We start from the raw sequence: 18,073 nt of genomic DNA, 5'->3' as shown, positions 1-18,073 counted from the left end.
GCCCGCTTCTTCCACGGAAGTACGAGGAGCCGCAATGGAACTGAGCAGACGCACGGTCATGGCATCCGCCGCGGCCGCCGGCATCACCGCGACCGCCCTCGGCGGCACGGCGCACGCCACGGGAGGCAGGAAGCCGGTGAAGGAACTCTTCGGCAGGCTCGCCGACGGCACGAAGGTGTACCGCTGGTCGCTGGAGAACGGCGGCACGCGGATGAAGGTCCTGTCGTACGGCGGCGTCGTGCAGTCCCTGGAGATCCCCGACCGCCGGGGGCGCTACGAGAACGTCTCGCTGGGCTTCGACAACCTCGACGACTACGTGGCCCGCAGCCCGCACTTCGGCGCCCTGATCGGGCGGTACGGCAACCGCATCGCCAAGGGCCGCTTCACCCTGGACGGCAAGCAGTACCAGCTCTCCGTCAACGACGGCGAGAACTCCCTGCACGGCGGCGCCCTGGGCTTCGACTACCGGGTGTGGGACGTCGAGCCGTTCACCCGGGGCTCCGACGTGGGCCTGGTCCTGCACTACACCAGCGTCGACGGCGAGATGGGCTACCCGGGCACGCTCAGGGCCGAGGTGACGTACACGCTCACCCGGCGCGGCGAGTGGCGCATCGACTACGAGGCCACCACCGACAAGGCCACCGTCGTCAACCTCACCAGCCACGTCTACTGGAACCTGGCCGGCGAGGGCAGCGGCACGATCGAGGACCACGAACTGTCGATCGCCGCCTCCCGGTTCACGCCGACCGACGCCGGGCTGATCCCCACCGGCGAGCTGGCGAAGGTCGCGGGCACCCCGTTCGACTTCCGCCGCGCCAAGCCGATCGGCCGGGACATCCGGGACGGCCACCCGCAGCTCGTCACCGCCAAAGGATTCGACCACAACTGGGTGCTGGACAAGGGCATCACCGACCGGCCCGAGCACGTCGTCACCCTGCGCGACGCCTCCTCCGGCCGCACCCTGCGCATCGCCACCGACCAGCCGGGGCTCCAGTTCTACTCCGGCAACTTCCTCGACGGCACGCTGACCGGCACCGGCGGCTCCGTCTACCGGCAGGGCGACGCGCTGTGCCTGGAGACGCAGCACTTCCCGGACTCGCCGAACCAGCCGTCGTTCCCGTCGACCGTGCTGCGGCCGGGGCAGACGTACCGGACGACGACGGTGCACTCGTTCGGCGCGTGAGCCGCGACGCCGTGGGGGCGAAGCCGTGACGCCGTGACGCCGTGGGAGAGACACACTTTCTTCACACGAGTTGAACGGCGTCCCGTCCGCCTCCGTATGTGAGGGCGGCCCGCGTTCCCCCGCGCGGGCCGTCCACCGACGGAGGTCCCCCTTGTCCGGCAGCGTCACCTCGTTGTTCCGCAGCACCGCGGCGCACAGCCCGTCCATGGCGGCGCTGACGCGGGAGAGCGGCGACGGGGCGGGCGCCGGGCCGGTGGACTTCTGCATCCCCTGCAACCCGTACTTCCCCACCCCGGCGATGTTCGACGAGATGGCCGGCCGGCTGCGCGAGATCATCACGTACTACCCGAGCGGCGCCGACACCATCACCGCCGAGCTGTGCGGACTGCTGCGACTGCCCCCGCAGTGCGTGGCGATGGGCAACGGCTCCACCGAGCTGATCACCTGGATCGACCACCTGCTGGTCCGCGACTCCCTCGCCGTCCCCGTCCCCACCTTCGGCCGCTGGACCGACCAGCCCATGGAGACCGGCAAGCGGGTCGACATGTTCCCGCTCCAGGAGTCCGGCGGCTTCGCCCTCGACCTCGCGCAGTACGCGGAGTTCGTCCGGGCCAGGGGGACGCGCACGGTGGTGGTCTGCAACCCCAACAACCCCGACGGCGGCTATCTGCACAAGCAGGCGCTCGTGCAGTTCCTGGACGCGATGGCCGACCGGGACCTCGTGGTCGTCGACGAGTCCTTCCTGGAGTTCGCCGACGCCGAGGCCGAACCCAGCGTGGTCCAGGAGGCGATGCTGCGGCCCAACGTCGTCGTCCTGCGCAGCCTCGGCAAGAACTTCGGGCTGCACGGCATCCGCTTCGGCTACCTGGTCGCCAACCCCGCGCTCGCCGGGCGGGTGCGCGCCATGCTCCCCAAGTGGAACCTCAACTCCTTCGCGGAGCACGTGGTGTTCATGCTGCGCGACCACGGCCCCGAGTACGCGCAGAGCCTGCTCCAGGTCCGCCGGGACCGGCTGGAGATGGCCGCGCAGCTCTCGGCGCTGCCCGGTCTGACCGTGTACCCCTCCCAGGGCAACTTCCTCTTCGTCCGGCTCCCGGTGGGCGCCGAGGGCACCGTCGTCCGGGACCGCATGCTCACCGAGCACCGGGTGCTGGTCCGCGAGTGCGGCAACAAGATCGGGTCCTCCAGCCGCTTCCTGCGTCTCGTGGTGCGCCCCCAGGCGGACGTGCGCCGCCTGGTGTCCGGCCTGGAACAGGTGCTCTACGGGACCGGGAGGGGAGCCGCCGTGCCCGGGCCCGCCACCGGGACCGGCTACAGCTCGGGCACGGCGGCGGTGGACCGCCTCATGAGCGAGACCAACGGGGCCGGCCTGCGGCAGCTCGCCGCTCCGGCCACCGGCACCGGCATGCCGCTCCCCGCCGCGGTGCCCGTCGCCCCCGCGGCGGCGGTGCCCGGCCCGATGCCGGTGCCGGCGGAGCTGCCGGCGCAACCGCGACCGGTGCCGTTCCCCGCGCCGTCCCCCCAGCCGGCGCCGCCGTATCCGCAGCCGGTGCCGGTCCCCCACCCGGCACCGGTCCCCCAGCCCGTGCCCGCCCCGGCTCCGGCCGCCGCCGCGTATCCGGCGCCCACCGGCCCCACCCCGCCCGGTGTCCCGGCCCGCGGTGGTCTCACGGCCGCCCAGGTCCGGGGCACCAACGGCCTGGACCCGGTCCCGGCGGCGGGCCGCCCGGGTCCGCGGGCCTGGCCGGACGCGGCGGGCATGGGCCGCACGGGCTGACCCCGGCCGCCCGGCGGGGTCACGCACGGACCGTGACCCGGTCGTCCTACGGGTTCTCCCATGCCGCCGGTTCCGCCGCCAGTTCCCGCACCGGGGCGGGCAGCGCGTCCGCCGCCAGGTCCGCGATGGTCACGCCCTCCAGGATCCGGCGGACGTTGGCGCGCAGCGCCACCCACAGCGGCAGCAGCGGCCCCGCCGTGCCCGTGTACACGAGGCCCGTCGGCCGCTCGCCGCGGACCGAGACGATCGGGCCGTCCACCGCCCGGATGACGTCCGCGACCGTGACCGCCGACGCCTCGCGCGCCAGCCGGTACCCGCCGCCCCCGCCGCGCCGGCTCTCCACGATGCCGCCCCGGCGCAGGTCGCCGAGAATGCCCTCCAGGAACTTGTGCGGGATGTCCTGGGCGGTGGCGACCGTCTCCGCCTTCACGGGGCAGTCGCCCTGGCGGACGGCGAGTTCCAGGACCGCCCGTACCGCGTAGTCCGCCCGTGCCGAGATCCTCATACGTCCATTGTGCGGGGCGTTGTGGACAATGGGCCCGGCACAGGTGTCCCGGCCGACGCACCGGCACCGGCGGTACAGGCAACAGGAGAGGCTCCCTTGGAGCTCAGCAGACGAGTTTTCAGCGCCCTCGCGGGCACCACCGTCCTCGGTCTCGCCCTCGGCGGCAGCGTGAGCGGCGGGGCGGTGCCGGCCTCCGGCGCGCCCGGGCCCGTGCCCACCGGTCCGGCGCCCGCGCCGCCGGGCGCCGACGGGGTGCGCCACCGGATCGCCTTCGACCGGCACTCCCTGCTGGTCGACGGCAGGCGCCTGGTGCTGTGGGCCGGCGAGTTGCAGCCGTTCCGGCTGCCGAGTCCGTCCCTGTGGCGGGACGTGCTCCAGAAGATGCGGGCGCACGGCTTCAACGCGGTCGGTGTGCCCCTCGCGTGGAACCAGCACTCCCCCGCCCCGGGCCACTACGACTTCACCGGCGTCCGCGACCTGGACCTGTTCCTGCGGACGGCCGCCGAGACCGGCCTGTACGTCGTCCTGCGGCCGGGCCCGCACATCGGCGCGGACGTCGACGCCGGCGGTCTGCCGGGCTGGCTGACGGCGGCCGGGACCGACGCCCGGACCGCGGGACCGGCGTATCTGCGGCACGCCGACGAGTGGCTGACCCGCGTCAACGCCGTCGTCGCCCGGCACCAGTACACGCGGGGCACCGGCACGGTCCTGCTCTACCGCCTCGACGCCCCGCGGCCCGACGCGCTGGCCCGCCTCCGGGAGAAGGTCCGCGCGGACGGCATCGACGTGCCCCTCCTCCACGACGACTCCCCGCTCGCCCGGGGCGAGACGCACCGGGGCGCGGACGCGGCCGGGGCCCGGCGGGTCCATCTCGCCCACCTCGCCGACGGTGTCACGCTGCACGACGTCGGCACGGCGTTCGGCGGCACCTCGTGGGGCTGGCTGGCCGCGCCGTCGGCACCCACTCCCACGTACGACCCGGCGGCCGCGATCGACGAGGCGCGCAGGCCCACGGAGCGGCTCGCCCCGCTCCACCAGATCGGGCATCTCCTGCGCCACGTCCCGGACTTCACGCGGCTGGACGAGGCTCCCGCGGTCCGGGCCGGCGACGCCCGGATCCAGGTGCGGCACCTGGCCAACCCGGACACCGGCGCCGAGGTGTACGTCCTGCGCAACGACTCCGCCGCGGCCGTGACGTCCACCCTGCCGCTGGGCGGGACGGACGTGCCGGTGACCGTGCCCGCGCGGGACGCCCGCATGCTCGCCGCCGGCCTCGACCTGGGCGGGGGACGCAAGCTGGCCCACGCCACCGTGCAGCCCATGCTGACCCTCGGCGTCGGGCGGCTGGACATCGCCGCCTTCGTGGGCCGGGCCGGGGAGATGGCGCACCTCGTGCTGGACTGCCCGGAGGAGCCGTGGCCCACCCGGCTGGACGAGGAGGCCGCCTGGGCGTACGACAAGGAGCAGCTGCACGTGACGGTGCCGCTCGGGGCGGACGGCCTGGCCCGGGTGCGGGTGCGCAGCGGCGGCTCCGACCGGACGCTGCTGCTGCTCTTCGCGGACGACGCCACCTCCCTGCGGCTCTGGCCGTACGAGACCCCTTCGGGCAAGGGGCTCGTGTACGGCCCGGCGCTGCTGCGCGACGCCTCCCTGGACGGGAGCACGGTGCGGCTGACCGGCGACATGGTCGACGCCTACGGGCTGGAGGTGTGGGCGCCGCGCGGCATCACCGACGTCACCTGGAACGGCCGCGCGGTCGCCACGTCGGTCAGCCGTGCCCAGAGCATGCGGTCGCGGCGGCCGCTGCCCGGCGTGACGGAGCCGGCGCTGCCCGCGCTGGACGGCTGGCGGCGCCGGGACGAGAACCCGGAGGCCGAGCCCGGTTACGACGACTCGGGCTGGACGGTCGCCGACCGCCGGACGTCGCACAGCACGACGCGCGTGCCCGAGGAGCAGCCCGTGCTCTTCGCCGACGACTACGGCTACCACTACGGCGACGTCTGGTACCGGGGCCGGCTGACCGGCGCCGCGGGTCTGGAGTCCGTCTCCCTCACCGCCGCCACGGGCGCGCGGGGGATGCTGATGGCCTGGCTGGACGGGGAGCCGCTGGGCACGCACGACGTGGCGCGGCAGGACGGGAAGGGCACGTGGAGCGACACGGCCGGCTTCCTCGTGCCGGAGCGGCTGCGCGAGCGGCTGGGCGGGGGCCGGCCGCACTCCCCCGTCCTGTCCGTCCTGGTCCGGCGCACGCAGCGCGGGCAGGACGACGGCCGGGCGGCCCGGGGGCTCACGTCGGTCGTCTTCCGCGGCGCCTCGCCGGCCGTCCACTGGCGGGTGCGGGGCGCGGTGGCCCCCGACCCGGTGCGCGGGCCGCTCAACAACGGCGGGCTGTACGGGGAGCGCAAGGGCTGGCACCTGCCCGGGTACGACGACGGCGGCTGGGAGTCCGTGTCCCTGCCGCGCGCGGACCGGCGGCAGGGCGTCACGTGGTACCGGACGGTGTTCCGGCTGGACGTCCCGCCGGACGTGGACGCCTCCGTCGGTCTCGCCTTCGACGACGACCCGGCCCGCGACTACCGCGTCCAGGTCTTCCTGAACGGCTGGAACATGGGCGAGTACGTCAACGGCGGGAAGAGCCCGCAGCGCACGCTCGTGCTGCCGAACGGCATCCTGCGCACGCGCGCCGCCGCCAACACCCTCGCGCTGGCGGTGCTGGCCGGCGGCGGTACCCCGGCGGGGCCGGGTTCGGTACGGCTCACGCTGCTGGGCAGCGCGGCCGGGGGCGTGCCGGTGGCCCCGGTCGCCTCCCCCGGCCGCCGGGAGCCCTGAGCTCAGCGCAGCCGGATCACGTTCCAGGACAGCGGCTCCAGGACGGTGGTCAGCCTGCCGTCCGCCAGGGCCGTGCCCGTGACCGGGTGCGGGACGACCCGGTCGGGCTCGGCGAGCGTGTTGCGGGCGTCGGGGTCGGCGTCCGCGAGGACGCTGTGCTCCACGACCCCGGTGACGCCGAGGCCGCCGAGCGCGACCTCGAGCGGCAGCGGCTCGGTGCGGGAGCGGTTGACGGCGAAGACGGTCACCGTGCCGTCCTCGGCGCGGACGGCGGTGGCGTGCAGCAGGTCGGTCTCCCCGTACTTCCTCGTCTCGTACGCCGGTGAGTCCACCCGGACGTCGAGGACCTCGCCGCGGCCGTACCGGGAGGCCTGGGCGAAGGGGAAGAAGGTCGTCTGGCGCCAGGCGGGGCCGCCGGGTTCGGTCATGATCGGGGCGATGACGTTGACGAGCTGGGCGAGGCAGGCGACGGTGACGCGGTCGGCGTGCCGCAGCAGGGCGATCAGCAGCGAGCCGAGGACGACGGCGTCGGTGACGCTGTAGCTGTCCTCCAGCAGCCGCGGGGCCTCGGGCCAGTCCAGGGCGCTCACCTCGGACAGGGACCGGGACATGTACCAGACGTTCCACTCGTCGAAGGAGAGGTTGATCCTCTTCTTCGACTTGAGGCGGGCGCCGACGTGGTCGCAGGTGGCGACGACGTTCTCGATGAACGACTCCATGTCCACGGCGGAGGCCAGGAAGGAGTCGACGTCGCCGTCGAGCGGCTCGTAGTAGGCGTGCAGGGAGATGTGGTCGACGAGGTCGTACGTCTCCTCGAGCACCGTCGCCTCCCACGCGGCGAAGGTCTCCATGGACTGGCCGGAGGACCCGCAGGCGACGAGTTCGACGCCGGGGTCGATCTGGCGCATGGCGCGGGCCGTCTCGGCGGCGACGCGGCCGTACTCCGCGGCGGTCTTGTGGCCGGTCTGCCAGGGGCCGTCCATCTCGTTGCCGAGGCACCAGAGCCTGATGCCGAAGGGGTCCTTGTCGCCGTGCTCGGCACGCAGGTCCGACAGGGCGGTGCCGGAGGGGTGGTTGGCGTACTCCTGGAGTTCGAGGGCCTCGGCGACGCCCCGGGTGCCGAGGTTGACCGCCATCATCGGTTCGGCGTGGGGGCCGATCCTCCTGAGGAAGGCGATGTACTCGGACAGCCCGAAGCGGTTGGTCTCCGTCGAGCGCCAGGCCAGGTCCAGGCGGCGGGGGCGGTCCTCCACCGGGCCGACGGAGTCCTCCCACCTGTAGCCGGAGACGAAGTTTCCGCCGGGGTAGCGGATGACGGTCACCCCGAGTTCGCGGACCAGTTCGAGCACGTCCTGCCGGAGGCCGTCGGCGTCCGCGGTGGGGTGGCCCGGCTCGTGGATGCCGGTGTAGACGCAGCGGCCGAGGTGCTCCACGAACGAGCCGAAGAGGCGGGGGTCGACCGCGCCGACGGTGAAGGCGGGGTCGAGGGTGAAGCGGGCTGTTCGCATGGGTTCCTTCCGGAGCGGGGGTTCGGTCACTGGCCGGCGAGGCCGGTGTTCGCGCGACCGCCGGACCACCCGCCGCGGCCGGGAGGCGCCCGCGGCGCGGACCGGGCCGTCCCGTGCCTCGCCTCGTCTCATCGTTCGAGATCTCGGATCATGCTCGTCACTTCGAACGGGAACGTAAGGTGGGAGCGCGCCCACGTCAATAAGCCGAGCGTGACTTTCCGTTCGGGCGGCGGAGGTCGTTTCTTATGGAACGACGGTCTCCGGATCGCGGGACGCGGGCGGACCCCGGCGCGTAACCTCGGCAGGGCCGCGGACCGGTCCGCCGGACCCCGGGCCGGGCAGCCGCGGCACCCGCCCGCCGGGCACCGGGACCACCCGGTCGCGGAGGTGGCCGGGCGGACCGGAGTCTTGGCATATTGCACGGGGGCGGGATCGCGCGGCACCCCCGCGAGCGGAACGGAACCCGGGAGGAGAACGGTGCGCACGAGCAGGCAGATGCGTCGCCTCGCCGACGCGCTCATCGACCCCATCCGGGTGCCCGTCCCCGCGGACCCGGAGGCCCTGTTCGACGCGCTCGTCGCGTCCGTCGCCCAGTGGCGGGGCCGCGAGATCGTGGTCCGCCGGGAGACCTTCCCGCCCCACACCGCCAGCGGGCTCTGGCTGGAGGCCGGTACGCACGACGTCGTGGTGGTCGACCGGCGGGCCGCCGTGTGGCACCAGATCGTGATCCTCTGCCACGAGGTGTGGCACATGAGCCGGCACACGCCGCACGCGGACCCGTCCCCGGCCGGGGACGCCCCGCCCCGGCCCGTCGCCGCGCGCACCGACTTCAGCCTGACCGAGGAGCAGGAGGCCGACCGCTTCGGCATGCTGATGGGCCGTCGGCTGCGCGGCTGGCTGGAGGCCCCGCGGGACTCCGTGTACGCGGCGCGGGACGACGACGCCGAGGGACTGGCCGGGCGCATCGGAGCCGCGCTCAACTACCGCGGGCCCCACCGGTGAACGGCCTGGCCAACTACATCAGCTGCGCCGTGCTGTGGCTCGGCCTGGCCGCCCGGACCCCCGATCTCGTGCGTCACCGCCACGATCCCTACCTGCGCTCCCTCTGCGCGGTGCTGGGACTGGCCGGGCTCTGCTTCCTCCTCGGCGCCCCGCCCACCGTCGGCGCCGTCAACCGGCTCAGCGGCATCCCGAACCTGGCCGCGCCGCTCACGTACGCGTCGATCACCGCGTACGGCGCCGCCGCCCTGGTGCTGGTCGTCCACTGGCGGGGCGGGCCCCGGGTGCGCGTCGTCGCCCGCCGCTGGATCCTCGCCCACACGCTCGTCGTCCTCGGCATCGCGGTCACCTTCGCGCTGGGCGACGCGCCCGTGGAGCGCCGGACCGACCTGGACACCTACTACGCGACGACGCCGTACATCGGCCAGATGATCGTGCTGTACCTGGCCGGGCACCTCACCGCGGTCACGGTCACCACGGTGTCGGCGCTGCGCTGGGCCCGGCAGGTGCACGGCCCGCTGCGGGTGGGGCTGACGGTCCTGGGGGCCGGCACGCTGTGCAACGCCGGGTACAGCGTCGCCAAACTGGCGGCGGTGGCCGCGCGCTGGAGCGGGCGGGACTGGACGGTGCTCGTCACCGGGATCTCCCCGGCGGCGGCCGCGGTGAGCGCCTTCCTGACCGTCGCCGGGATACTGATCCCGCTGGTCGTCCCGCGGGCCGCCGAGTGGCGCCGGGCCGGGCGGGCGTACGCGCGGCTGGCTCCGCTGGAGCGGGTGCTCGACGACGTCCTCACCCGGCGCTCCCTGCGGCTGCCCCGGCCCCGCCTGTCCTCCCCCGCGACCCGGCTGGTGTGGCGGCAGACCAGCATCCACAACGCCCTGAGCCACCTCGCCCCGCATCTCGACGGCGCGCTGTACGACCGCACGCACGAGGCCGTGCTGCGGGCCACCGGCGACCGGGAGCGGGCCGAGGCGCACGCGTGGGCGGTGGTCGTGGCCTCGGCGGCACGCGCGAGGGAACTCTGGGACACTCCTGCGGGCAGGACGTACGGCGGCGCCCGCCCCGGCCCGGCCGGCCGGCTGCCCGAGCGACTGCCCGGACCGGCCGCGCTGGTGCGTGTCGCCGACGCGCTGGCCACCGCCCGTCCCGCCGCCGCGGCCCGGGAACGCGGCGCCGCGGCCACGGCGGGCGGGGCATGAACCGCACGCGAGTGGACCGGGCGCGCGTGAACCGGCCGACGAGGGAGGGAGGTTGTCCGGCATGAGTCTCGTCGTGTATCTGGCGGCCGGGGCGTTCGGGCTGTCCTGCCTGGTGCTGCTGCGCCGGCCGCGCGGCCCGGTCCGCAGCCCGCTGGCCCTGTCCACCTGCGCGGCGATCCTCCTCGGCTCCCTGGTCCTCGTCTGCGCGGCCCCGCTGACCCTCGCCGCCGTCAACGACCTCACCGGCGTACCCAACTTCGGGGCGCCCCTGACGTACGGGATGCTGTCGGCCTACAGCTGCGCACTGCTCGTGCTGCTGATCAACTGGCGGGGCGGCTCGCGCGCGCGGATCCGGCGCCGGGTGCTGCGCAGCATGGCCGCCTACGGGCTGCTGATCGTCGCGCTCGTCGCCCTGTTCGTGCTCGCCGACGCGCACACGGAACGGCTCACCGACCTCGACACGTACTACGCGAACACCCCGTACATGCGGGAGATGATCCTGCTGTACCTGCTCGGGCACAGCGCCGCGACGCTGGTGATGTGCGCCGTGTGCGTCCGGTGGCTGCGGGAGGTCGACGGGCTGCTGCGGACCGGGCTGCGGCTGATCCTGGTCGGCAGCCTGCTGGACGTGGTCGGTTTCCAGCTCGCCAAGTACACGGCGGTCGTGGCCCGTTGGCAGGGGCACGACCTGGACTTCCTGTCCACGACGCTCGCCCCGCCCATGGCCTCGCTCGGCGCCCTGACCTGCTCGGCGGGTTTCGTGCTGCCGCGGCTGCTGCCGGCGCTCGTGGCCCAGTGGCGGGGGCTGGACGACTACCGCGGGCTCGGCCCGCTGTGGTCACTGCTGCGGTTCGTGCCGACCGCCCCGAAACCGCCGGCCTCCTGGTGGCAGCTTCCCCGGGAGCGGCTCCAGTGGCGCGAGGTGTCCATCCACGACGCGCTGCTCGCCCTGGCCCCGTACTTCGACGACCGGGTGCGGGAACGGGAACGGGACGCCGCCCTGCGCGCGGGCCGCTCCGCCCACGAGGCGCGGCTGGCCGCCGAGGCGGCGATGCTCGCCGACGCCGCGCGCCGCGCCGCCGAGCGGCAGGCGCCGCTGGACACCCCGAGCGCGTACCGGCTGCACGCCACGGAGGTCCCCGGCCCGGGCGGTCTGGTGGAGCTGGCCCGGGCCCTGGCGGCCTCTCCGGCCGGCGCCACCGTGCGCGAGGGTACGGTGAGGGCCGCCCACGGCTGGACCCACGGCTGAACCCGCCCGGGTCCGGCGGAAGTTGGCCGTGGCCCGGCCGAACCGGAGGAGACCCATGTCCCGTAGAGCTGTCGTCATCGGTGCCGGGCTCGCCGGCATGCTGGCCGCGGCGGCGTTGTCCACCGCGGTGGACGAGGTCGTCGTGCTGGAGCGCGACGAGCTGCCCGACGGGCCGGAGCACCGCCGGGGCCTGCCGCAGGGGCGGCACGCCCATCTGCTGATGGCCGGGGGCCTGGCCGCCATGGAGGACCTCGTCCCCGGCGCCGGGATGCGCGAGCGCCTGCTCGCGGCCGGGGCGCACGAGATACCGCTGAGCTCGGGCATGCTGGCGCTGACGCCCGACGGCTGGCTGCGGCGCTGGCGCCACGAGGGCCCCGCCATGATCACGTGCAGCCGGGCGCTGCTGGACTGGTCGGTGCGCCGGGCGGTCCTCGAACGGACCGGGATCGGCGTCCGCCGGGCCGTCGTGCGGGAAGTGACGGGCGGTTCGCGGCGCGTCACGGGTGTCCGCGTCGCGGCGGCGGACGGCACCGGGGACGAGGTCCTCGACGCCGGCCTCGTCGTCGACGCGAGCGGTCGCGGCTCGCGGCTGCTCACCTGGCTGGACGGCCTCGGCGTGCCCGGCGTCCGGGAGCGGACCGTGGACTCCGGCCTGGTCAACGCCACCCGCGTCTACCGTGTGCCGGAGGGCGCCGGGCGGTTCCCGCTGACGGTCGTGCAGGCCGACCCGTACGTGTCCCGGCCGGGCCGCAGCGGCATGGTCCTGCCCATCGAGGGCGACCGCTGGATGGTCAGCCTCGCCGGGACGCGGGGCGGCGAGCCCCCGGCGGACCCGGAGGGCTTCCTGCGGTACGCGCTGGAGCTGCCCGACCCGATCGTGGGCCGGCTGGTCTCGGGCGCCGAACCGCTCACCGGGGTGCACGTCAGCCGCAGCACCAGCAACGTGCGGCGCTACGTGGAGAAGGCCCGGCACTGGCCCGAGGGCCTCGTCGTCCTCGGCGACGCGCTGGCCACCTTCAACCCGGCCTACGGGCAGGGCATGTCGGTGGCCGCGCTGGGCGCGCGCGTCCTGGCCGGGGAGGTGCGGCGGGCCGGCCCCACCGCGCCCGGCCTCGCCCGCCGCGTGCAGCGCCGGGCGGCCCGGTCGGTCGACGCGGCGTGGGCCATGGCCGTCGGACAGGACGTCAGGTACCCGGACACGCGCGGCGGAAGTCCGAACGCCGCCGACCGTCTCGTCACCGCGTACACCCGGCGCCTGACGCGGACGGCGGCCGGTTCCCCTCAGGCGGCCGCCGCCCTGTGGGACGTGACCAGCATCCTGGCGGGCCCGGCCCGTGTGCTGCGCCCGGCCGCCCTGCTGGCCGCGCTGGCCGGTCCCCCGCTGCCCCCGGCGACCGAGCCGCCGCTGACCCCGTCCGAACGGGACGTCCTGCGCGCCCTGGACCGCACCGGCGCCTGAGCCGCCGGGCAGGGCCCCGGTCAGCCGGCGAACGCCGGCTGCCGCAGCCCCCGGCCCGCTCCGGGCACCACCAGCACCGACCCGGCGAGCGGGTGCGGGGCGGTGAGGCCGGTACGGGCCGTGGTGACGTACAGGTCGGTCAGGCCGGCACCGCCGAACGCGCAGGCCGTGACGAGCGGGACGGGCAGTCCGACCACCCGGTCCAGGGCACCGTCCGGCGTGTAGCGGCGCACCGCCGAACCGCCCCACAGCGCCACCCACACGCAGCCCTCGGCGTCGACGGCGAGCCCGTCCGGGAAGCCGGCGTCCTCCTCGACGGCGGCGAACGGGCGCCGGCCGGAGACCCGGCCGGTGGCGGCGTCGTGGTCGAGGACGTCGATCCGGCGGGTCGGCGAGTCGACGTAGTACATCAGCCGGCCGTCCGGGCTCCAGCCGGTGCCGTTGCTGACCGCCACGTCGTCCAGGACGGTCGTCACGGTGCCGTCGCCCGTGAGGCGGGAGAGCGTGCCGCCGCCGGGGGCCTCGTCGTAGCGCATGGTGCCGGCCCAGAGGCTGCCGTCGGGGGCGACGGCGGCGTCGTTGGCCCGGCGTCCGGGGACGGGGTCGTGGTGCAGCAGGCGGAAGGCCCCGTCGGGGTCGAGGACGCCGATGCCGTCGCGCAGGTTCAGGACGAGCCCGCCCCCGGCCCGCGGCTTGGCCGCGCCCACGTGCTGCCCGGTGGTGCGCACCGTCCTCCGTCCGGAGACGGGGTCGTAGGTGTGCACGCGGCTGCCCAGGATGTCCACCCAGATCAGCCGGCCCGCGTCCGCGTCCCAGGTCGGGCCCTCGCCGAGGGCGGCCTCGGCCCGTACCGCCACCTCGTAGGTCATGCCGGGCTCCGGTGGCCGAGGCGCTCGGACAGGTCGGCGGCGCCCTTCACGGCGAGCTCCTCCAGCTCGGCGCGGCGCTCCTCGCTCCAGCGGATCATGGGCACGGAGATCGACAGCGCGGCGACGACCCTGCCGGTGCGGTCCCGGACCGGGGCGGCCACGCAGGAGACGTCCGGGTTGGACTCGCGGTTCTCCACCGCGATGCCGCGCTCGCGGATCCCGGCCAGGGCCGTGCGCAGCGACGCCGGGTCGGTGATGCTGTTCGGCGTCATCGCGGTCAGCTCGGCGCCGTCGGGGAAGCGCGCGGCGACCTCGGGCTCGGGCAGGGAGGCCAGCAGCATCTTGCCGACGGACGTGCAGTGGGCGGGCAGCCGGCGCCCGGCCGCCGACACCATGCGCACCGCGTGCGTGGAGTCGACCTTGGCGATGTAGATGACGTCGGTGTCCTCCAGGATCGCCACGTGCACGGTCTCGTCGCAGGTCTCGGCGACGCTCCGGGCGACCTGCTGGCCCTCGGCGGCGAGGTCGAGGTGCTCGGCGTAGCGGGCGCCGAGCTGGTACGGACGCACCCCGAGCCGGTACCGTCCGGGCTGGCCCGCGACGGGGACGATGTACTTGCGGGCGGCGAGGGTGGTGACCAGTTCGTGCACGGTGGTGCGCGGCAGCTGGAGCCTGCGCACGATGTCGGGGGCGGAGAGCGTGCCGTCCCCGTCGAGGAAGAGCTCCAGTATGTCGAGAGCCCGGGTCACGGCGGGTACGAGACGTCCCATGTCCGGCCCCCTCCCTAGGTGTCTCAGGCGCCTGCGGTCGCGATACCCGATGTTCGAGATATCAACAGGCGATCGGAATGGCGAACACAGGCTACTCATACTGCGTTTGCCCCGGCAATGGGCACGCGGGCCCGGCCTGCCACGGTGCGCGACGATGGGCCCATGCCCTCCGCGAAGCGCCCCGCCGGCCCGTTCACGCCGCTCGACTTCCAGCTCGTGCTGCTGCGCCGCATGGCCGACCACAACCCGGGCCTGGTCGAGGACGCCCGCCGCGAACTGGGGGCCTCGATCGCGGACATGCGGGAGGCCAACCGGCGCTGGCAGGCGATGCTCCGCTCGCCGCATGCCCGTTCCGCCGCCGCACGCTACCGCTCGGTGCTGGGCGAGCCGGAGTCGGCGGCCCCGCGCCGCATCGGGGACCTGGAGTGCGAGGCCCGGCTGTGGCGGCTGCCCCTGTGGCCGGACCTGCGCTTCGAGGTGCTCGTGGCCGGCCGGGGCGTCGTCTGGAACGAGTGGCTGGTCCGCGCCCCCGGCGCCCAGGGACCGCCGCTGCGCACGCTGGACGACCTGACCCCCTGGTCCTGCACGGTCGACGAGGCCGCCCGCGCCTTCGCCCCGGCCCGGCCGCTCCAGGGCTCGGCGCCCACCCGGTGGGGGCTCGCCCTCACCGCCCCGGACGCGCGCGGGAGGCGGCACGAGGTGGTCGCGGAGTTCACCTGGGGGCTGCTCCAGCGGACGGCGGCCGTGCCGCGGGGGTGACGTGACCGGCGTCAACCTCCCGCCGCGTCGGATCGCGGTGGGGCCGGGGTAGGAACCGGGTGTCCGTTCCCCGAGCCCCCAGGAGCAACGCGTGTCCTCCCTCTTCCCCGCCCTCACCAGCGCCCCGGACGGCCGCGCCGCCCTGCGCTTCGGAGAACGCTCCCTCACCTACGGGGAACTGGCCGCGGCGGCCGGGGCCGTCGGGGAACGGGTGCGGGGCGCCGGGCGGGTGGCCGTGTGGGCGACGCCGGCGCTGGAGACCGCCGTCGCCGTCGTGGGCACCCTGCTCGCCGGCGTCGCCGCCGTGCCGCTCAACCCGAAGTCGGGCGACCAGGAGCTCGGCCACATCCTGTCCGACAGCGGCCCGGCCCTGGTGCTGGCCGCGCCCGGCGACGAACTGCCCGGGCCGCTCGCGGGACTGCCGCGCGTGGACGTCGACGTGCGCGCCGCCGGCCCCGCCCCCGCGGACGACGGCGGCCCCGGGGACGCGGCGCTGATCGTCTACACCTCCGGCACCACCGGCCCGCCCAAGGGCGCCGTCATCCCCCGGCGGGCCCTCGCCGCCACCCTGGACGCGCTCGCCGACGCCTGGCAGTGGACCGGCGACGACGTGCTGGTGCACGGGCTGCCGCTGTTCCACGTGCACGGGCTGGTGCTCGGGATCCTCGGCCCGCTGCGGCGCGGCGGATCGGTGCGGCACCTCGGCCGGTTCGGCACCGAGGGCGTGGCGCGGGAGCTGAGCGCCGGCGCGACCATGCTGTTCGGGGTGCCGACGATGTACCACCGGGTCGCGGAGGCCCTGCCCGGCGACCCGGAGCTGGCCAAGGCGCTCGCGGGCGCCCGGCTGCTGGTGTCCGGGTCGGCCGCGCTGCCCGTGCACGACCACGAGCGCATCGCCGCCGCGACCGGCCGGCGCGTGATCGAGCGGTACGGCATGACGGAGACCCTGATGAACACGAGCGTCCGCGCGGACGGCGAGCCCCGCGCCGGGACCGTGGGCGTACCGCTGCCGGGGGTGGAGCTGCGGCTCGTGGAGGAGGACGGCACGCCGATCACGGCGTACGACGGGGAGACCGTCGGCGAGATCCAGGTGCGCGGCCCGAACCTGTTCACGGAGTACCTCAACCGCCCCGACGCCACCGCCGCCGCCTTCACCGGGGACGGGTTCTTCCGCACCGGCGACATGGCGGTGCGCGATCCCGACGGCTACGTCCGCATCGTCGGCCGCAAGGCCACCGACCTGATCAAGAGCGGCGGGTACAAGATCGGGGCCGGGGAGATCGAGAACGCGCTGCTGGAGCACCCGGGGGTGCGGGAGGCGGCCGTCACCGGGGAACCCGACCCGGACCTCGGCGAGCGGGTCGTGGCCTGGATCGTCCCGGCCGAGGCCCAGGCGCCGCCCACCCTGGAGGAGCTGGCCGCGCACGTCGCCGGCCGGCTCGCCCCGCACAAGCGGCCCCGCGTCCTGCGGTGCCTGGACGCCCTGCCCCGCAACGACATGGGGAAGATCATGAAGCGGGCGCTGGCCCATGACTGACCGGCTCCCGGCCCGCGCGTTCCTCGCCCTCCTCACCGACGACTTCGCCGAACTCCCCCACCCGGGCGGCGACCCGGCGGGCGGCGGCCCGGAACCCGACGGCCCGCTCGGCTGGCCCGGCTACGGCGCCCAGCGCGCCCGCGCCGCCCGGCGCACCGGCGAGACGGAGTCCGTGGTCTGCGGGACCGGGCACGTCGAGGGGGTGCGTGCCGTGCTGCTCGCCTTCGAGTTCGGGTTCCTCGGCGGCTCGCTCGGCCGGCGCACGGGCGACCGGCTGGAGGCGGCGTACGCGTACGCGCGGGAGCACCGGCTGCCGGTCGTGCCGCTGGTCGCCACCGGGGGCAGCCGGATGCAGGAGGGGATGTTCGCGCTGACCCAGCTCCAGCGGGTGGCCCGCCAGTCGGCGCTCACCCGCGAGGCGGGCCTTCCGCAGATCGCCGTGCTGCGGGACCCGGCCACCGGGGGCGGCTGGGCGACGCTGGGCGCGGGCGCCGACGTGGTCCTCGCGCTGCCCGGCGCCCAGGTGGGCTTCGCCGGTTCCCGGGTCCGGCCGCCGGACGCCGACCCGGCGGCGTACACCGCCGAGGCGCAGGTGGCGGCGGGCAGCGCGGACGCCGTCGTGCCCTCCGGGGAGCTGCGCGGGACGCTGGGGCGCTGGCTGCGGCTGCTGACGGCGCCGTCGGACGCCCCGGCGCCGGTGCCCGAGCCGCTGGGCGCGACCGGCCTGCCGGCAACGGGGTGGGAGGCGGTCCGGCGGGCCCGGGCGCCCGGCCGGCCGCGCGCCGGGGCCTACCTGGACGCCTACTTCACCCACCGCGTCGCCCTGTCCGGCGACCGCTGCGGCGGCACGGACGCCGGGGGCATGCTGTGCGGCTTCGGCGAGCACGCGGGGCGGACGGTCGCGTACGCCGCCCAGACCGGGGCGGCGACCAGGCCCGCCGGATTCCGCACCGCCGCCCGGCTGGTCCGGCTCGCGGACCGGCTCGGCATCCCGGTGCTGACCCTGGTGGACACCCCGGGCGCGGCGAACGACGCGGAGGCCGAGCGCCAGGGGGCCGGCGCCGCGATCGCCGACCTGTTCGGTGCCGTGGCCGCGGCCCGGACGCCGGTGACCACGCTGGTGATCGGGGAGGGCGGTTCGGGCGGCGCGCTGGCCCTGGCCGCGCCCGGCGGCACCTGGGCCACGCCGGACAGCTACTTCTCCGTCATCGCGCCGGAGCTCGCCGCGGCCATCCTGAAGCGCGCCCCGGACGAGGTGGAGGCTACGGCCGGCCAACTTCGCCTGCGTCCGCAGGACTTGGCGGAGCTGGGCGTGCTGCGGCTTCGAACAGGGGAGCAGTTGTTCCCTGGAACAGGTGATCGTCGCTCATGAGATCGCACGGGGCTCGTGCGCCCGGTGATACTTACGGTGCGCGAGCGACGGGCTGCAG

14 protein-coding genes are annotated in these 18,073 nt (G+C 75.5%); 10 read left to right on the top strand and 4 right to left on the bottom strand.

Annotated features, from left to right (window positions below; genetic code table 11):
* The first annotated feature begins 34 nt into the window (after positions 1 to 34).
* On the top strand, positions 35 to 1,183 hold the full coding sequence (locus ACFWJB_RS13840; RefSeq protein ID WP_385466613.1) for an aldose epimerase family protein: 1,149 nt from the start codon (positions 35 to 37) through the stop codon (positions 1,181 to 1,183).
* Between the two features lie 151 nt (positions 1,184 to 1,334).
* Positions 1,335 to 2,960 carry a pyridoxal phosphate-dependent aminotransferase gene (locus ACFWJB_RS13835; RefSeq protein ID WP_386922305.1) on the top strand — a complete coding sequence of 542 codons (1,626 nt, stop codon included), beginning with the start codon at positions 1,335 to 1,337 and terminating at the stop codon, positions 2,958 to 2,960.
* A 46-nt stretch (positions 2,961 to 3,006) separates the two neighbouring features.
* Here the strand turns inward: ACFWJB_RS13835 and ACFWJB_RS13830 are convergent, their stop codons facing one another.
* The gene (locus tag ACFWJB_RS13830) at positions 3,007 to 3,465 is read right to left on the bottom strand and encodes an RrF2 family transcriptional regulator (RefSeq protein WP_385466607.1); all 459 of its coding nucleotides are present in this window, start codon (positions 3,463 to 3,465) and stop codon (positions 3,007 to 3,009) included.
* Between the two features lie 96 nt (positions 3,466 to 3,561).
* Here ACFWJB_RS13830 and ACFWJB_RS13825 point away from each other — a divergent pair, with 96 nt between their 5' ends.
* On the top strand, positions 3,562 to 6,294 hold the full coding sequence (locus ACFWJB_RS13825; protein ID WP_386922303.1) for a beta-galactosidase: 2,733 nt from the start codon (positions 3,562 to 3,564) through the stop codon (positions 6,292 to 6,294).
* Positions 6,295 to 6,296: 2 nt separating this feature from the next.
* Here ACFWJB_RS13825 and ACFWJB_RS13820 read toward each other — a convergent pair whose 3' ends face one another.
* Positions 6,297 to 7,802, bottom strand: coding sequence for an alpha-N-arabinofuranosidase (locus tag ACFWJB_RS13820; protein ID WP_386922301.1), 1,506 nt, complete (start codon positions 7,800 to 7,802; stop codon positions 6,297 to 6,299).
* 477 nt (positions 7,803 to 8,279) lie between these two features.
* Here ACFWJB_RS13820 and ACFWJB_RS13815 point away from each other — a divergent pair, with 477 nt between their 5' ends.
* The 4 genes from ACFWJB_RS13815 to ACFWJB_RS13800 all read left to right on the top strand — a co-directional run bounded on the left by ACFWJB_RS13815 (position 8,280) and on the right by ACFWJB_RS13800 (position 12,708).
* A complete protein-coding gene (locus tag ACFWJB_RS13815; RefSeq protein WP_385466598.1) occupies positions 8,280 to 8,804 on the top strand; it encodes a toxin in 525 nt (174 codons plus the stop codon).
* Positions 8,801 to 10,000 (top strand): MAB_1171c family putative transporter, encoded by a 1,200-nt coding sequence (locus ACFWJB_RS13810; RefSeq protein WP_385466595.1) that lies wholly within the window; start codon positions 8,801 to 8,803, stop codon positions 9,998 to 10,000. The genes ACFWJB_RS13815 and ACFWJB_RS13810 overlap by 4 nt, the downstream gene beginning before the upstream one ends.
* 61 nt (positions 10,001 to 10,061) lie before the next feature.
* Positions 10,062 to 11,249, top strand: coding sequence for an MAB_1171c family putative transporter (locus tag ACFWJB_RS13805; RefSeq protein WP_385466592.1), 1,188 nt, complete (start codon positions 10,062 to 10,064; stop codon positions 11,247 to 11,249).
* 55 nt (positions 11,250 to 11,304) lie between these two features.
* Positions 11,305 to 12,708: an NAD(P)/FAD-dependent oxidoreductase gene (locus ACFWJB_RS13800; protein ID WP_386922298.1), complete on the top strand. Its 1,404-nt coding sequence runs from the start codon at positions 11,305 to 11,307 to the stop codon at positions 12,706 to 12,708.
* 20 nt (positions 12,709 to 12,728) lie between these two features.
* Here ACFWJB_RS13800 and ACFWJB_RS13795 read toward each other — a convergent pair whose 3' ends face one another.
* Positions 12,729 to 13,577, bottom strand: coding sequence for an SMP-30/gluconolactonase/LRE family protein (locus ACFWJB_RS13795; protein ID WP_385466586.1), 849 nt, complete (start codon positions 13,575 to 13,577; stop codon positions 12,729 to 12,731).
* Positions 13,574 to 14,347, bottom strand: a complete 774-nt coding sequence (locus ACFWJB_RS13790) for an IclR family transcriptional regulator (RefSeq protein ID WP_386922296.1) — start codon at positions 14,345 to 14,347, stop codon at positions 13,574 to 13,576. The genes ACFWJB_RS13795 and ACFWJB_RS13790 overlap by 4 nt, the downstream gene beginning before the upstream one ends.
* A gap of 162 nt (positions 14,348 to 14,509) precedes the next feature.
* Here ACFWJB_RS13790 and ACFWJB_RS13785 point away from each other — a divergent pair, with 162 nt between their 5' ends.
* The 3 genes from ACFWJB_RS13785 (at position 14,510) to ACFWJB_RS13775 (ending at position 18,015) form a co-directional block, all read left to right on the top strand.
* Complete coding sequence (locus ACFWJB_RS13785; RefSeq protein ID WP_386922294.1) at positions 14,510 to 15,106, top strand: hypothetical protein; 597 nt, start codon at positions 14,510 to 14,512, stop codon at positions 15,104 to 15,106.
* 91 nt (positions 15,107 to 15,197) lie between these two features.
* Positions 15,198 to 16,643, top strand: coding sequence for an acyl-CoA synthetase (locus ACFWJB_RS13780; protein ID WP_386922292.1), 1,446 nt, complete (start codon positions 15,198 to 15,200; stop codon positions 16,641 to 16,643).
* Positions 16,636 to 18,015 carry a carboxyl transferase domain-containing protein gene (locus tag ACFWJB_RS13775; RefSeq protein ID WP_386922290.1) on the top strand — a complete coding sequence of 460 codons (1,380 nt, stop codon included), beginning with the start codon at positions 16,636 to 16,638 and terminating at the stop codon, positions 18,013 to 18,015. Before ACFWJB_RS13780 ends, ACFWJB_RS13775 begins: the two co-directional genes overlap by 8 nt.
* Positions 18,016 to 18,073: the final 58 nt, after the last annotated feature.

This window comes from Streptomyces sp. NPDC127100 (genome assembly GCF_042724095.1).
Classification (GTDB): domain Bacteria; phylum Actinomycetota; class Actinomycetes; order Streptomycetales; family Streptomycetaceae; genus Streptomyces.
Note: the sequence above shows the minus strand (reverse complement) of the source record. Positions and strands in the feature narration are given on the sequence as shown.

Excerpts from the sequence above, each read along its gene's own strand:
- ACFWJB_RS13790 (WP_386922296.1), bottom strand. The coding sequence starts at position 14,347 with ATGGGACGTCTCGTACCCGCCGTGACCCGGGCTCTCGACATACTGGAG.
- ACFWJB_RS13840 (WP_385466613.1), top strand. The coding sequence starts at position 35 with ATGGAACTGAGCAGACGCACGGTCATGGCATCCGCCGCGGCCGCCGGC.
- ACFWJB_RS13795 (WP_385466586.1), bottom strand. The coding sequence starts at position 13,577 with ATGACCTACGAGGTGGCGGTACGGGCCGAGGCCGCCCTCGGCGAGGGC.
- ACFWJB_RS13800 (WP_386922298.1), top strand. The coding sequence starts at position 11,305 with ATGTCCCGTAGAGCTGTCGTCATCGGTGCCGGGCTCGCCGGCATGCTG.
- ACFWJB_RS13820 (WP_386922301.1), bottom strand. The coding sequence starts at position 7,802 with ATGCGAACAGCCCGCTTCACCCTCGACCCCGCCTTCACCGTCGGCGCG.
- ACFWJB_RS13785 (WP_386922294.1), top strand. The coding sequence starts at position 14,510 with ATGCCCTCCGCGAAGCGCCCCGCCGGCCCGTTCACGCCGCTCGACTTC.
- ACFWJB_RS13775 (WP_386922290.1), top strand. The coding sequence starts at position 16,636 with ATGACTGACCGGCTCCCGGCCCGCGCGTTCCTCGCCCTCCTCACCGAC.
- ACFWJB_RS13830 (WP_385466607.1), bottom strand. The coding sequence starts at position 3,465 with ATGAGGATCTCGGCACGGGCGGACTACGCGGTACGGGCGGTCCTGGAA.
- ACFWJB_RS13805 (WP_385466592.1), top strand. The coding sequence starts at position 10,062 with ATGAGTCTCGTCGTGTATCTGGCGGCCGGGGCGTTCGGGCTGTCCTGC.